General features: G+C 70.6%; 16 protein-coding genes and 1 tRNA gene. 9 read left to right on the forward strand and 8 right to left on the reverse strand.

The annotated features are described in order from the left end of the window. Positions 1 to 53: 53 nt before the first annotated feature. Complete coding sequence (locus tag AC061S_RS13410; protein WP_478686133.1) at positions 54 to 569, forward strand: SET domain-containing protein; 516 nt, start codon at positions 54 to 56, stop codon at positions 567 to 569. 549 nt (positions 570 to 1,118) lie between these two features. Here the strand turns inward: AC061S_RS13410 and AC061S_RS13415 are convergent. The 7 genes from AC061S_RS13415 to AC061S_RS13445 all read right to left on the reverse strand — a co-directional run bounded on the left by AC061S_RS13415 (position 1,119) and on the right by AC061S_RS13445 (position 7,713). Beyond that, positions 1,119 to 1,616 carry a hypothetical protein gene (locus tag AC061S_RS13415; protein WP_422519986.1) on the reverse strand — a complete coding sequence of 166 codons (498 nt, stop codon included), beginning with the start codon at positions 1,614 to 1,616 and terminating at the stop codon, positions 1,119 to 1,121. A 96-nt stretch (positions 1,617 to 1,712) separates the two neighbouring features. Further along, positions 1,713 to 3,185 carry a serine/threonine-protein kinase gene (locus tag AC061S_RS13420; protein WP_478686134.1) on the reverse strand — a complete coding sequence of 491 codons (1,473 nt, stop codon included), beginning with the start codon at positions 3,183 to 3,185 and terminating at the stop codon, positions 1,713 to 1,715. Continuing rightward, positions 3,182 to 3,928, reverse strand: coding sequence for an FHA domain-containing protein (locus tag AC061S_RS13425; protein ID WP_478686135.1), 747 nt, complete (start codon positions 3,926 to 3,928; stop codon positions 3,182 to 3,184). The genes AC061S_RS13420 and AC061S_RS13425 overlap by 4 nt, the downstream gene beginning before the upstream one ends. 75 nt (positions 3,929 to 4,003) lie before the next feature. Beyond that, entirely contained in the window at positions 4,004 to 4,855 is an 852-nt protein-coding gene (locus tag AC061S_RS13430) for a peptidoglycan DD-metalloendopeptidase family protein (protein WP_478686136.1), read from the reverse strand. A gap of 117 nt (positions 4,856 to 4,972) precedes the next feature. Next, on the reverse strand, positions 4,973 to 5,407 hold the full coding sequence (locus AC061S_RS13435) for a TetR/AcrR family transcriptional regulator (RefSeq protein ID WP_478686137.1): 435 nt from the start codon (positions 5,405 to 5,407) through the stop codon (positions 4,973 to 4,975). 206 nt (positions 5,408 to 5,613) lie between these two features. Beyond that, entirely contained in the window at positions 5,614 to 5,964 is a 351-nt protein-coding gene (locus AC061S_RS13440) for a hypothetical protein (RefSeq protein ID WP_478686138.1), read from the reverse strand. Positions 5,965 to 6,369: 405 nt separating this feature from the next. Next, positions 6,370 to 7,713 carry an agmatine deiminase family protein gene (locus AC061S_RS13445; RefSeq protein ID WP_478686139.1) on the reverse strand — a complete coding sequence of 448 codons (1,344 nt, stop codon included), beginning with the start codon at positions 7,711 to 7,713 and terminating at the stop codon, positions 6,370 to 6,372. A 770-nt stretch (positions 7,714 to 8,483) separates the two neighbouring features. Here AC061S_RS13445 and AC061S_RS13450 point away from each other — a divergent pair. The 5 genes from AC061S_RS13450 to AC061S_RS13470 all read left to right on the forward strand — a co-directional run bounded on the left by AC061S_RS13450 (position 8,484) and on the right by AC061S_RS13470 (position 9,943). Next, on the forward strand, positions 8,484 to 8,756 hold the full coding sequence (locus AC061S_RS13450) for a hypothetical protein (RefSeq protein ID WP_478686140.1): 273 nt from the start codon (positions 8,484 to 8,486) through the stop codon (positions 8,754 to 8,756). After that, positions 8,753 to 9,124 carry a hypothetical protein gene (locus tag AC061S_RS13455; RefSeq protein ID WP_478686141.1) on the forward strand — a complete coding sequence of 124 codons (372 nt, stop codon included), beginning with the start codon at positions 8,753 to 8,755 and terminating at the stop codon, positions 9,122 to 9,124. Before AC061S_RS13450 ends, AC061S_RS13455 begins: the two co-directional genes overlap by 4 nt. Next, the gene (locus AC061S_RS13460; RefSeq protein WP_478686142.1) at positions 9,121 to 9,546 is read left to right on the forward strand and encodes a hypothetical protein; all 426 of its coding nucleotides are present in this window, start codon (positions 9,121 to 9,123) and stop codon (positions 9,544 to 9,546) included. The genes AC061S_RS13455 and AC061S_RS13460 overlap by 4 nt, the downstream gene beginning before the upstream one ends. Continuing rightward, complete coding sequence (locus AC061S_RS13465) at positions 9,543 to 9,854, forward strand: hypothetical protein (RefSeq protein WP_478686143.1); 312 nt, start codon at positions 9,543 to 9,545, stop codon at positions 9,852 to 9,854. The genes AC061S_RS13460 and AC061S_RS13465 overlap by 4 nt, the downstream gene beginning before the upstream one ends. A 15-nt stretch (positions 9,855 to 9,869) precedes the next feature. Further along, positions 9,870 to 9,943: transfer RNA gene (locus tag AC061S_RS13470), tRNA-Met, on the forward strand. 211 nt (positions 9,944 to 10,154) lie between these two features. Here the strand turns inward: AC061S_RS13470 and AC061S_RS13475 are convergent. Continuing rightward, the gene (locus AC061S_RS13475; RefSeq protein ID WP_478686144.1) at positions 10,155 to 10,493 is read right to left on the reverse strand and encodes a hypothetical protein; all 339 of its coding nucleotides are present in this window, start codon (positions 10,491 to 10,493) and stop codon (positions 10,155 to 10,157) included. 168 nt (positions 10,494 to 10,661) lie between these two features. Here AC061S_RS13475 and AC061S_RS13480 point away from each other — a divergent pair, with 168 nt between their 5' ends. The 3 genes from AC061S_RS13480 (at position 10,662) to AC061S_RS13490 (ending at position 13,311) form a co-directional block, all read left to right on the forward strand. Next, positions 10,662 to 11,888 (forward strand): hypothetical protein, encoded by a 1,227-nt coding sequence (locus AC061S_RS13480; protein WP_478686145.1) that lies wholly within the window; start codon positions 10,662 to 10,664, stop codon positions 11,886 to 11,888. 406 nt (positions 11,889 to 12,294) lie between these two features. Next, positions 12,295 to 12,612 (forward strand): hypothetical protein, encoded by a 318-nt coding sequence (locus AC061S_RS13485; RefSeq protein ID WP_478686146.1) that lies wholly within the window; start codon positions 12,295 to 12,297, stop codon positions 12,610 to 12,612. A 54-nt stretch (positions 12,613 to 12,666) separates the two neighbouring features. Further along, a complete protein-coding gene (locus tag AC061S_RS13490) occupies positions 12,667 to 13,311 on the forward strand; it encodes a transposase (protein ID WP_478686147.1) in 645 nt (214 codons plus the stop codon). Positions 13,312 to 13,387: the final 76 nt, after the last annotated feature.

The raw sequence follows: 13,387 nt of genomic DNA on the forward strand, positions 1-13,387 counted from the left end.
CCGGAGCTCCGGCCCCGCGGAGCGTTCCGCCCGACTGACCGAAGGGCTCTTTCATGAACCGTGCAGACTCTGCCGTCCCCCTGCCGGCTGCGCTGGCTGCGGCGGTCCGGGGCCCGGGGGCCGAGCTCCGGGAATCCGCGGGCAAAGGGGCAGGGGTATTCGCCACACGGCCTTTCCGGGCGGGAGAGCTGGTTCTGGCCGGTGTCATCGTGGCCGAGCTCGACCGCAACGATGCCCACGCCTCGCAGATCAGCTGGAATCGCTTCGTGCGGCACGGCGGTCTGGTGCCGAAGGTGAACCACTCCTGCGACCCGAACTGCGGCATCGGGCCCAACGCGTCCGGGGCTCATGACCTGCTCGCCCGTCTCCCCATCACGACCGGCCAGGAAATCACCTTCGACTACGCGATGCGCAACTACACCATCGAGCACTTCCCAGCTCGGTGTCGGTGCGGGACACTCCTGTGCCGCGGCCGGATCACCGGCTGGAAGAACCTTCCCTCCGATCGAAGGGACGCCTACAGGGACTTCGCCGCGCCCTACCTCCTCGACGGACCGACAGGTCCATGAAGTGAGCCGAGACTGGTGACGACGGGCAGCACCCCCAAGCCGCCACACCGGTGTGCGAGGCGGTCACCCGGCCCAGTTCCCCGTCCGCGTGCCCCGGCTGGGCGACAAGCAGCGGCTCGGCGAACTCGGCGTGAAGGCGGCCGTACAGGCCCGCAGGGCGAGCGCAAAGGCGCCACAACGTCCACGTCCGGGCGGGGCGTGGCGGCCTCCAGGCCGGCGTAAAGGCCCTCGCGCAGTACCTGGAGCGGGAAGGTGGCGGTATGTCGGGCCACCCCATGTCGAGCAGCTCCCGGGCGGCAGCGACCACCGGACCGGGGTGTGGATCGCCAACCAGAAGCAGCGCCGCGACCGGCTTGACCGGGCACAGCTCGCCGCGCTCGCCGACCTCGCCCCCGGCCAACCGGACCGCGGCAGGCCGCCGAAGTCGCCCGGAAGAGCAGTTCAGCTCACCCGGCGGTATCCCCGGCAGGCCTGCACACGGCGGTGCAGGCCGCCGCGGGCCCGGCCCCGGTCGCAGGACGACGGGGGCCGGGCCCGCGTGGGGGTCGGTCAGCAGTTCTTGATGGAGTAGACCGGCGTCCAGTCCACGCCCTTCTGACCGCCTCCGGGCTGGAAGCGCGTCAACTCGGCGCCGTTCGAGCCGTACAGGAACGACCAGACCCCGCCGGTCTGGTTGTCGTTGTACCACCCGTTGCCGTTCCAGTTGTACACCGAGTACCGGTGGCAGGCGTTGAGGTAGAAGACCTTCCAGTCCGAGGTCGTGGGGTCCCAGACGAGGGTGCACAGGTTCCCGCTGGCGCAGCTGTAGGTGCCGTTCCCCGGTATGTGGTTGCTGGGCGCCCACGGGGAGATGCCCGGGGAGGCGGCGGCCACGAGGGAGGCCGACCGGTCGGCGGCCGCCGGCGCGGCCGGGGCCACCAGTACACGGGCTGCCGCCGGGCTCTGCTCCGAGGGCGCGGCCGCCTGCGCCGACCCGGTGGTGAAGGCCGCCGCGAACAGCATCGAGCAGACGCCGGCCATACCGAGGATGGAATGCTTGACGCGCATCGTGAAACCCCTTGTCAGAGCGGTGTGATGTACCTCAAGGCTCTCGGAGGAGCCGGATCGGCAGTACCTCGCAGGTACGAGGTACTGCTCGGAGGGTCAGCAGTTCGGGACCCAGGCATGGGAGCGCGGCCGGTCCGTGCCGGGGAGGTTCGTCCTGGTGCGCACCTTCACGCAGCCCAGCAACTCCCGCTCGCCGGCCTGCACGTAGTACAGGACGTCGATCTTGGTCGCCCCCTCGTCGTGGTCGAACCCGTTGTTGTAGACCGAGCGCGGCGCGTCGCGCGCCGACCACGGGCAGAGGCCCAGGGCGTCGGTCCAGTCGGCGTCGCCGTCGACCCAGGAGCACATCGCGCCGCGGCCGTCCCCCTCTGCGAAGAAGCAGACGGCACCGCGCCGGCACCGGTCGTACCCCGCCGCCCCGGTGCCCCCGACGGGCAGCAGACCCGTGCCCCACACGACGCCCAGGGCCGCGAGCAACGCCGCACCGGCCGCGATCAGCACGCGGCGGCGCCGTCGCGGCCCGGGCAAACGCCGATCGGCGTCTCCTCGTTCGGCAAGGCCCGGCCCGGAGCCGGTCGGTTCGGACTTTCGCCGTACGGAGCTTCGCGGCTTGGGGCCCGGCGGCTCCGGATCGCGCGGGACTGGTGGCGCGTACGTCGGGCCGGGCCGGCCGGCGGCCGCCTCCGTACGGCACAGCAGCGACGCCGCGGTGTGCCCGGCCCGGTCCTCGTGCCCGCGGGCCAGGCAGTCGCGGACGATGTCCCGCCACGGCTCCGGCAGTTCCGGCGAGAGGCGCAGCTCCTCCTCGCCCCTGGCGTAGCGGAGCGCGGCGTCCCGGCGGGCGGCGGGCGTGCCGCCGGGCAGCGGCAGCGTGCCGGTCAGGACGACGTGGGCCAGCACGCCGAAGGCCCAGATGTCGGCCGTGGGGCGGATCTTCATCCCGCGTTCGCCGACCTCCGACCAGAGCAGGTCCGGAGGGGTGTAGTCGGGCGTCGCGAAGGCCGGCGAGTAGGCATGGGTGCCCTCCAGTTCCGCCGCCATGTTGAAGTCGCCGAGCCGCGCCGTGCCGTCGGGCATCAGCAGGACGTTCCCGGGCTTGAGGTCGCCGTGCACCCAGCCCGCCCGGTGCAGTTGGTCGAGCCCCTCGCAGACCTGGGCGAGGAGGGCTGGTCCGGCGGCCGGAACGCCGCCGGCGAGCAGGGCGTCCAGAGACCTCTGCGCCTCCTCCAGGACGAGCACGGTGGCACCGTCGAGTTCGGGGCGGCCGGGGTCGTCGACCGTGAGCACCTCGTACATCCGGATCAGCCGGGGCGTGCGCACCCGGCGCAGCACCTCGGTCTCGCGGGCGGCGAGTTCGCTCAGGTGGCGCAGCTGGCGCGGGGTGCGGGTGCCGGTCGGCAGGACCTTGAGCGCGGCCCGGTCGGGCAGGCCCTGTTCGGGGACGGCGCGCAGGGCCGCGTACACGCTGCCGAAGGCGCCGGCTCCCAGCAGGCGGCCGGCGATCCAGGGGCCGACCCGGTAGCCCGGCGGGATCGCGAGGGCGCCTAAGTGTCCTTCCCGGCCGGTCACCGTGCGCTTCCGGTCGGGGTGGCCGGCAGGACCGGCAGGTCGTCCTCGCCGACGAGGTCGAAGCGCAGGGCGAGGGAGACCAGGGTCTCCTTCTTCCCTACGAGGCGCGGTCCCGGGTCGGCGGTGTCGGGGCCGGGCTTGAGGCGGAGCTTGACGGCGAGGTAGTCGATGTTCCACTGCACGGCGGCGCGGTTCGCGGCCGGCCAGCGGGGCTTCAGTCGTTCGACGACCTGCTCGACGGTGGGCAGCGGCGCGTGCGGTTCGCCGCGCAGCCGGGACTCGCAGAGCGCGGTGAGGACCAGGAAGTAGCGGCTGGACCGGTCGAGGGGGAAGGCGAGTACGGTCGGCTCCCCGCCGCTCTCGCCGGATTCCTCGCGGTCGGCGTAGTCGTGGCGGGGCGCCCAGACGTCCAGGGTGAGCAGTTCGGAGCCGGCGGGCAGGACGATCCGGGCGAACTCGAACGGGACGGGTGCGCCCAGCCGTCCGGGCGTGATCTTGATGTGTTCGCCGGCGCCCTCGGGGTTCTCCACCACGTAGGTCGACGAGCGGCTGAGGTTGCTGAGCGACCAGTACGTGCCGGTGGCGGCGATCTCCCCCGCCGAGCGCGAGACGCCGGCGTGCGGTACCCGCAGGCAGCCCTCGCCCTCGTTCTCGCGGCCGAACCGGAGGGTCTGCCCCGGTGCCAGGCGGATCTGTGCGGCCGGGGACATGGTGGGCCCCGGAACCACGATGATGCTGTACACGCTGTTTCCTTCCCCCAGATTGCCGGGGGAAGGTTAGCCAGCGGAATCAATCAGTCCTGTAACGGAGGCCTTCCGTCAGCACTCTCCGCGCCACAGGAAGCTCTCGATGGTCCGGCCGCCGGCGGGCAGGTTCCCGCGTCCCTCGTCCCATCCGTAGTGCAGGCAGGCACTGCCGCCCTCGCGGAAGACGACCTGTACGTGGTCGTAACCCGGATCCGCGGTGCCGTTGTTGAAGAAGGATCTGCGCAGGCCGCAGGTGCTGTCGGGCTGGGTTCCGGCGGAGCGGCAGACGGTGCCGGTGCCGTCGGGGCCCGAGTAGAAGCAGACGTAGCCGGATGGGCAGTCCTGCCAAGCGGCGGGGGTGCCGGTGCAGTTGCGGCTGGTGACGCTCGGCCAGTCCTTCGCGGCGCCCGTGTACTCGACGCCGTCGAAATGGACGGGCACCCGGTGGCTCTCGTCGGTGAAGTCGCCGGTGGCCAGGTAGCGCTGCTCGTAGTGCAGGTGGGCCCAGCCGGAGGCGCCCGAGGTGCCGATCCGGCCGATGTTCGTGGACGGCTGGACCGCGTCGCCCTTCCTCACGTACGTCGCCGGGTCGTCCTTCAGGTGGTAGTACGCCGTGAACCAGCCGTTGCCGTGGCTGATCTGGATGGTGTTGCCCGAGCCGTTGTTCCAGTAGGTGGCGGACACCGTGCCGGCGGCCGACGCGAGGACGGGCAGCCCGTCGGAGCCGGTGTTTCCCTCCACCACGATGTCCAGCGCGGGGTTGTGGGCCCAGGTGTGCATCTCCCACGTGGTACCGCACGGGAACGGCAGCTGGAACGGCGGCTTCGCCGCCGCGGTCGCGGACGAGACGGGCGCGCCCGCCAGCAGCAGGCCCGCCACGCACATCAGCACCACGGCCCGCAGTCTGCGCACATACCGCAGCATGTCTTCCCCTCCCGGCTCAACTGGACGGCGCCCGGCCGGACGTTGTCCAGCGTCATGGTCGGGGGCGGGAGCCGGTCACGGCACCTCGCGCTTGCGAGGGTGCGGGCCTCGGCCCGGCTACCGGGCTCCTCCCAGCAGGACGGCCGTCAGGCGCCGGACCGTCTCGCCGGCGGCCGCGCAGATCTCGGGCGCGGGCGTCAGCAACAGGTGGTGGACGGTGCCGACGAGCGCGAAGGAGATGACGGCCGCACCCGCGTGCTCCGCGCCCTGGCCCCCTTCGCGCTCCGTGACCGACTCCTGCACGGCGGTGAACCCCGGCGCGCCGGCCCGCCGGGTGTGGAGCGAGGCTCCGAGGCGGGTCATGGCCAGGCCGACGACCGCGGGATCCAGGGAGTTCAGCAGGCCGAGCGCCACGTCGGCGAGGTTCCCCTCGACACTGCCCCTGCCCACCTTCCAGGGCAGTTCCCCGGCGTCGCGCGCGCTGCGCGCGAACCGGTCCAGGACCAGCTCCGCGACGAACTCGTCGATCCCGTCGAAGTGCTTGTGCAGCACGCCCTTGGCGCACAGCTTCCGTCGTGACCGCCCGGCTGGTCAGCGCGGCCGCGCCTTCGCGGGCGGCGACCCGGGCAGCCGCGAAGAGCCGTTCGCGCAGGTCGGGAATCGCCACTCCACATGGTCGTTCACCCCCTGCCCGCTGGCCGGGGTGCTGGCGGTGACGGTCCGGTCCCGAGCGTCTCAAGGAACCCGGCATCCCGTTCTCACATGAAGCCGGCAGCGGTGAACACGGCCTGGATGATCGCGGCTGGCAGCGTCTCCCACGCCACTTCCTTCACCCTCTCCAGAGCTTGGCGCACCCTGCCCGGGTCAGGGCTGTTCTCGGCGAGTTCGCCCTCGAGTACGGCGACGCTCTCGGTGACCCGGGTGCGGGCGGTGTCGGTGATCTCCGCGGTGTTCGCCGCAGCGAGGAGCTCCCTGGCGAACTGTGCCAGCTGGTTCGGGTCATAGCCGAAGGTGTTCTGGGTGTTGCCGTCGCCGAACTGGTTCCCGTTGCCGAAGACGTGGAACTGGTTCTTGATGCCTGCCTGCTGGTCGATGACGAACTTCCTCACGTCGATGAGGTCCGCGGACCGCAGATAGCCCCCTGGGGGGTGAGCTTGATCGACACGATCTTCGACTCCGCCGTGGCAACGCGATGGCCAGCTTCTGCTCGACCAGGTAGGACACCGCCTTGTCGATCTCCTGCGTGGTCAGGACGGTGTCGAGAATGAAACTCGCCCCGGCCGTCGGTATCGCCATCAGCCCGGTGGCGATCACCGCCATCGTGCTGATGTGGTGGCCGCCCGCGCCGGGGTCTATCGGATCACTGCTGATGTCGTTGGCGTACTTGTGGCGCCGCTCGGTCGTCCAGGCGTATGCACGAGTTGGCGGGGAGCGCTGTTCGACGTGCGCGGTATTTCCGTGTCGTCCACCGCAGGGGGCGGCTCACGACGCGCGGACTTGCGTAGGGCGGTGGGCTATGCCGCGGGTTGCTGCTGGGTCGCGCAGTGAATGGTGCCGCCGCCGCTGGCGATGCCGTCGCTGGTGAGCTGGATGATCGTGCGGTCCGGGTGGAGGCGCTGGACGGTCTCGTGTGCTTGCCGGTCGCGTTCGACGTCGCCGCACTGCGCCATGATCACGCAGCTGTTCGCCTCGTAGTAGCCGACGTATCCGGCCGCGGAGGTGTGGATGAACTCGTCCAGGCCGCGCTCGGTGATCGACGGCGTGTTCCGGGCGGTGAAGGCTTCGAAGACGTTCTTCTGGTCGGGGACCGGGAGTTCGTGGGCCGTCAGGGTCGCCGCCGCGGAGCCCAGGTAGCGCGCCTTCTCGTCGCCAGGTAGGGCGTTGATCTGGTCGACCTCGGCGGCCAGGGCCTTCTGGTTGCGCTGGTCCTCGGGTTCGAAGTTGGTGTCGAACGCGAAGAGCAGGTCGGAGGGCGAGGTGAAGCGGGCGGTGAAGTCGATGTGCCAGTCGGTGAGCTCCTCGCCCTTGACGCCCGGCAGCCACAGCATCTTCTCGACCCCGAAGAGCCTACGAAGCTCCGCCTCGATCTCCGCCTTGCTCTTGCCCGGGTTGCGGTTGACGTTGACGATGCTGCTCTCGCAGGCGATGCCCAGGCCTCGGCCGTTCACTTCGAGGCCGCCGCCCTCCATCGTCAGCCACGTCTTCACCTCAGGTGTGCGGAGGTGGCGGTTGACGGCCCGGGCGACGTGCCGGTCTCCGTCGATGGGCTGATCGACGACACCGTTCTTCGTCTTGTCGGGGTCCTTCGCCCAGCCGGGCAGCCCCGTGGTCAGCGGGAACTGCCCCCAGCAGTTGAAGTTGAGGTCGACGCCGTGGAGCCGGCCGTCCGGGCCGAGGGCGAAGACGGGCGCGGTGTCGCGGGTCCATAGGTCGTTGATGTGCTGGATGACGAACGTGATGGGGTGCGTCCTGACCGGCGGGAGGTCCGAGGGCGACCTCGTCGTGCCGAGGAAGATCCGTCCTGAGCCGTCGACGGCGTCGTGGAACCGGTCCTTGGCGGACGTCTGGGCGACGATGGTCTCCAGGTACTCGATGGCCTGGGCCTTGTCGGCGTCCGAGTCGACCAGCATGAACACGGGTTCGAACCGCGAGAGGTTGGCCGCCACCCGCATCAGATCCTGCCGCGCGATGGTGCGGCTGTTCGACAGGTCGCGGCCGAACGCGTCAGCGGTGTCGTCCCCCCATGCCGAGACCGTGGCCCCGTACGCCATCCAGGTCGCGGCGTGCGGCGCCGACTCCGCCGGCATCCGCAGCCCCGCGGGGAAGGGACCGGAACCGTCGGGCGATTTTCTACTCACGGGCGCTTCCTTACCCGTCGGAGCCGTACACCCCGCGAGACCGGCCACAAGCCCGCCGGCGGCCAGCCCCGAACCTGCCATCAGGAATCTTCGACGATCGAGCAAGACCACCACTCCCTCGACCCCCCAAGCTGACTGAAAATTCAGTTAACAATGGAGCGGGACTGTACGCGAACCTTCCCCCGCCCGGCAAGACCCGCCAGGCGACAGCGGGTGGTGACCCGCCACCACGAAGGACCGCGACGTCACTCACAGCAGAGCCCTGCCTCTCTGGCCGATGCCGCCGCGCGTGGGCTCGATGGGAGCAGGGCCTGTCCGCGTGCTTGCAGTGCCGGCGGGTGGGAGACGGTGTTCCAGCCGCAGGCCGGCCTCGATGTCGTACAGGCGTTCCCGCTCGGCCTCGTCCAGGCGCCCAGCGGAGCTTTGGCGGCTGTCCACTCCAACACGTACCGGCACAGAGCCTCGGACGGGTCCTGGCCGGCCCCCTGGTGGTTCGAGCCGGGCCGTGACCGCGACGAGGCTGCTCATCTGCTGGTCGTTCGCATATGCCTACGCCGTGCCAGCGTCCAGGCGGAGCCTCCCGAGTCCCATGCCTCAGCCAGCGGCACCATGTCCGGCTGACCCTCGGCCGCTCGCGTACGCCCGGGGCGGAGCGGCACCGGGCTGAAGCTCCGGGCAGCTTGGTGCCTATCTGCCCCGCTCGGCGGTGGGCCCCGACATATTTGTCAAGCGCAGTTGCGTTTGCTGTGTGACTGGGGCAGGCTCGGTCCATGACCACCTCTCCTCGCGTCACCCGGGTCGCTCTGCAGCCCGGGGAGGCACAAGAACTGGACCTCCTCGCCCGGACCGTCGATGAGTGCGCCGCAGCGCTGGAACAGGCACGTACCGCACTCGGACAGGCGGCAGGCCGCATCGCCGCCCGCTACGAGCGCGGCGGACCCACCGCGGTAGCCGCCCGCGTCGGCTGGTCCCGTCAGCACGTCTCCACCCTGGCCGCCACGCACCGCCGCGAGAACGCCGAACAAGAGAAGGACGCGGCATGAGTACCGCAGCCGAGCAACCCTCCGGCCCGGGCGTGCCCCAGCCGGCCGCCACGGCCGAGGAGCTGCGGGCCACACTGGCCCGCATCGCGCCGGACGCCGTGGCGACGTTCGACGCCGAACGGGCCGCCGCCGTGGCCCGGGCGCGGGAAGAGGTCAGCTCGGCACCGATGCGGCGTTTCCTTCGCCAATGGGCCCTTCACGTAGCGATCGAACGGCACCCGGAGCAGGCGTCGCGGCTGCGTCACCTTGAGGCCCGGGCCGCGTTCGTGAGCGATCCCGAGGAAGCCAGGGCGATCGCCGCCGAAATCGGCCGGATCCTCGACAAGGCCGCGGCCGAGGCGGGGCTGCCACATGGCGGCGAGTCTTGAGCAACTGGCGCTGGGAGTACGACCCGGATGCCGCGCACGTCGTCAAAGGGCTCCCGCAAGCGGTGGTGGCCGAGGTCGGGCGCCTGGCCGACGAACTCGTCGCGCTCGCCGAAGTGGGCGTGGACGTCACCGACATCGGGGACGGAGCGCGCAAGGGCGTCCCCGGCGGACTGCGCCGCATCCCCCTCCTCGCCGACGGATGGTTCTACGCCCTGCCCCTGCCCCGCCTCCGGCTCATCGCCATCGTCCGCGTAATCCCCCCCGTACACCGACCTGTAGCAGCCAAGCCCTGTCCGCCGTGGCGAGCGCGCGCAACCGCCCGGCGTCGGTCACGCCAGCGGCCCCGCCCTCGACGACCAGGTCGAGGCCCTCGCGAGCGGATCGCACAGCTCGACGCGGGCGGAATGAGGTGGGCCGCATGATGCCGTCGGAATTCAGCGTGCCCGTCAGGCGAGCCGTCGACAGGCAGCTCAACTTCGCCGCACGACACGTCACCGACATGCTCCGTGACATCGCCTCCTCCATCACCCTCCACACTGGGGGCGGCGACCTCACCTGGACGGGCAATGGGGAGGACCCCATCACGTTAGACCCCGCCACCATGCGCACCGTCGCACGCATACTGACCGCCCAGGCCGACCAGATGGACATCCAACTCATCAGCATCGCCGGACAGCCAGACCCCCTGAGCAGGAAGAAGACGGTGAAGGGCGGTCCTGCGGTGCCGTAAGGTGAGGCTTGCCGACGCGGGGTGGAGCAGTTCGGTAGCTCGCTGGGCTCATAATCCAGAGGTCGCAGGTTCAAATCCTGTCCCCGCTACTGAACAGACAGGGCCCGGATCCACAAGGATCCGGGCCCTTCTGCTTCACCCAGAGCGCGGCGCGCGTCGCGGCACGCCTGCGCAGAGCCCTCGTCGCCTGCGGCAGGCCCCCCCGCACCCAGTTCACACCCCCTGACAGCCCGGCTTCTCACTACACCCCCCACAAACCGAGCGCGAGGGTGATCGTCTCGGATTCGGCCAGGGTGCGCTTCATGGTGCCGTGCCGGACGTGTACCCGGAATGGAAGGTCCGCAGTTGCTTGCCGCAGGTGCGGCAAACCGGTGTCGAGATCGTCACGGCTCCAGCCTTACGGAGCACGATCAGCCGGGGCTCTGGAGAGCAGCCGTCGGACAGGACCTCGGGCCGGGCCACCAGGGATTCGGCGAGCCGGCGCCACTTCGCACGGCCGCCGTCGACGGTGAGGACCACGGCCCGGACGGCCGTGGGGTCGAGGTCCTTCTCCACGTGGCTGATCAGATCCGTGATCAGGCCGACGGGCCGCGACCGCGCGGGCCGGGCTGGTCGGTAGTGGTCACGGCAGGTCGACACCCCTGATCCGGGCCCGCTCAGCCGCAGGCCACCAAGCCCATCCGCCACCGGTGACGCGGCGCCAGCAGCCGCGGCCTGCACTGTCGATCACCCGCCGATGTTCCCCCACCGGTCCGGCGGTGTCGCCGGGCGGGACTTCGGAGCGGTCCTTGTGGGCATCCTCTGGCCATGGCCCTGAAATTATCGTGGCGGCACCATGCGATCGCCGATGCCAGTCTCGTGACCGTGTACTGGTTCCCAGAGGAGGCCCGCGCGGCCGGCGAGGCCGAGGGACCCGTCCCGGACCTGCTCGGCTCCTCCCGCCTGTCGCGCACCCGCGTACAGGCGGCCGCCACCCCGCAGGAGGTGGCCGCCTGGAATGCCGCTGCCCTCGCCTTCCTGAGTGAACTCACGCCTGCCATAGCGGAACTGGAGCGGATCGAGGAGCGACTGCAGCGATGGCGCAGGCGGTGGGTGAGCCGGCGGTGGGCCGAGGCAACGTACGGGAGGGCCAAGGCGGCCTTGCTGGATCGGGTGGAGCCCGCGGCAGCCACCTATCGGCCGGTGCGGGAGGCGGTGGAGCGGCGGATCGCCGAACAGGAGGCCCAGCGTATCGAGGCGGGCCGGCGTGCCTACCGGGAACAGGAACGGCGGCTGGCGGAGGCCCGGGCCCGGTTCGAGGAGTGGGAGTGGCGCCAGGCAGCCGCAGACCGACCGCTACCGGTCGGGAGCACTCCGCGGGAGCTGGCGGCGCGGGGCGAGACGCCGCAGGCCTGGCCTGTCGAGCTGCGGGAGACGGTCGGTGACATCGACGCCTGGTGGCAGCGCGTCCGCGCATCGGTCCGCAACGAGCGGGCCCGCGAGGAGGCCGTACGGAAAGTGGCCAGGGTGATAGCCGAGACCGCGGCTGCCCTGGAGGCGTCCGGCCGGCCCGGCATCAGCACAGTCAAGGACAGGCCGTACGAGGTGCGTCACGGCTGGTGGGTGCACTTCAATTGGTCCGGCCTGCCCGACGCCACCCCGCTCAGGACACCGCCAGACATGCCGATGGGACACCTGTACACGGGTCAGTGGCGCGGCGACGCGTACCACCCGGACCGGATACTGCTCGTGCGGCGGCCGTCCGGTGCCTACGGTCTGGCGGTCGTGACCAGAGAGAGCATCGCGAACGGCATGGCGACCAGGTACACATGGTGGGAACGGGAGATCGAAGGGTTCGCGCAGGCGTTGGTCCCCGAGCGGCTCGATTACCACACGGCCCACACGTTCCAGGTCGCGGTGAGCCTGCGCATCACCGACCACGCCGACCCGGCTGTCTTCGTGCCGTACGCAGAAGCAGTCGCACGCCGCGCGACCGCGGCCTTCCGGGCCGTGGCGGCCGAGCAAGCCCGCCCCGATCCGAAAGACACGGCGTAGCTCCTAGCCACAGGGGCCGGCTACCACCACGTTTCGCCGAGAGCTGCGCGTGCCTCGAAGGCGGATGCGGCTGCCGAGGCGGATGCCTCGGCAGCTGAAGCCGAAGCGCGTGCGGATTCGACCGCCTCGGAGGCTTTCGACGCAAGGGGGGAGGGGGCGTCTCCGGAGAATGCCGCCGTGTTGGGTGGTGACGGCCGTTCGCTGAGCGGGCTACCGCTGTCATTTCCGCTGCCGGTGCTGCATGAGGCCAGTGTGGTTGCGGCCGTCGCGGCTGCGATGACGGCGAGCGCTGTACGGCGGCCGATCGGTTGCCGGGCGCAGGGTCTGGGGGTGCCCATCCGGTCGGTCCTGTTCGGTGGGAGTTACTGGGGAGAGCTGTCAGTGCCGCAGGGTGCAGGCGAGTCCGATGTCCCGCGAGCGTGTCGTCAGCGACAAAGTGGACCGGGCGCACCTGTTCTACGATGTCGTCCAGTCCATTGAGATCATCGGCTTCGGCCGGATCCATATGGTCGCAATGTTCGCTGGCCGTTTCGCCGTAGGGCCTCTTGGCTACAAGAAGGCGGACACGCACGTCGGTTGTGCTCTGCCGGACATCGTTGAGGCCAGCGGGGAGCTTCCACTGAGCGACTCTGTCGGGGATCTTGAGGTTCGAAGGACACCGTCAACGGTCGCTCGGGAGACTGCGGGAAGTTCGGTTAAGTCCCGCTCGTCTCTCCCGAGGTGATCAGTGTCCGTCCGTCCCCGACCCGGCGCGGAGGTTCCGGCGCTCACTGCGCACATGGCCCGCGCCAGCAACCCGCGTGGCACTACGGCGATGTGGGTCCGCGACCACGTCAACGGGCTGTGGCGTGATGAGGACTTTGCCACCTGGTATCCGCGCGATGGCCGTCCCGGTCTCTCGCCCGCTCAGCTTGCCACCGTGTGCGTGCTCCAGTTCCTGCTCAATCTCTCTGACCGGCAGGCCGCCGAGGCGGTGCGCTGCCGCATCGACTTCAAGTACGCCCTGGCCATGGAACTGGATGACCCCGGCTTCCACCACAGCGTGCTGACGGACTTCCGCGACCGTCTGTGCGAGGACGACCGCGCGGACCAGCTCTTCTCCCTGGCCCTGGAACGGATGCGGGCCGCTGGGCTGCTCAAGGAGCGCGGACGGCAGCGCACCGATTCCACTCAGGTCCTGGCCGCCGCCCGCGAGCTGACCCGCCTGGAGCTGGTTCTCGAAGCGGTGCGGGCCGCCTTGGAGGAAGCCGCCCGGTGTGCTCCGGAGGTCCTCGACGAGCTGGTGGACGCCGAATGGGCCAAGCGTTACCCGGCCTTGGGTCAAGGCCCAACCCTGGAACGGCGAGGGCGCGAGCCGGAAGGCGCCCAGTTCCCCTGGTCTGCGAAGCCATCCAGTGTCAGGCTGACGTGTCCATGCATTTAATTGAGGGGGTGGGTGGATGCGCCACGTCAGTGCGAGGTGGGCTCTGGCGTTTCTGTTACTCGGAGCCGGACTTTCC

It is taken from the genome of Streptomyces sp. CA189, from assembly GCF_056428985.1.

Coding starts and splice junctions, on each gene's coding strand:
- AC061S_RS13410 (WP_478686133.1), top strand. CDS start 54: ATGAACCGTGCAGACTCTGCCGTCCCCCTGCCGGCTGCGCTGGCTGCG.
- AC061S_RS13415 (WP_422519986.1), bottom strand. CDS start 1,616: ATGCGCGTCAAGCATTCCATCCTCGGTATGGCCGGCGTCTGCTCGATG.
- AC061S_RS13430 (WP_478686136.1), bottom strand. CDS start 4,855: ATGCTGCGGTATGTGCGCAGACTGCGGGCCGTGGTGCTGATGTGCGTG.
- AC061S_RS13450 (WP_478686140.1), top strand. CDS start 8,484: ATGACCACCTCTCCTCGCGTCACCCGGGTCGCTCTGCAGCCCGGGGAG.
- AC061S_RS13455 (WP_478686141.1), top strand. CDS start 8,753: ATGAGTACCGCAGCCGAGCAACCCTCCGGCCCGGGCGTGCCCCAGCCG.
- AC061S_RS13465 (WP_478686143.1), top strand. CDS start 9,543: ATGATGCCGTCGGAATTCAGCGTGCCCGTCAGGCGAGCCGTCGACAGG.
- AC061S_RS13480 (WP_478686145.1), top strand. CDS start 10,662: ATGGCCCTGAAATTATCGTGGCGGCACCATGCGATCGCCGATGCCAGT.
- AC061S_RS13485 (WP_478686146.1), top strand. CDS start 12,295: ATGTCCCGCGAGCGTGTCGTCAGCGACAAAGTGGACCGGGCGCACCTG.
- AC061S_RS13490 (WP_478686147.1), top strand. CDS start 12,667: ATGGCCCGCGCCAGCAACCCGCGTGGCACTACGGCGATGTGGGTCCGC.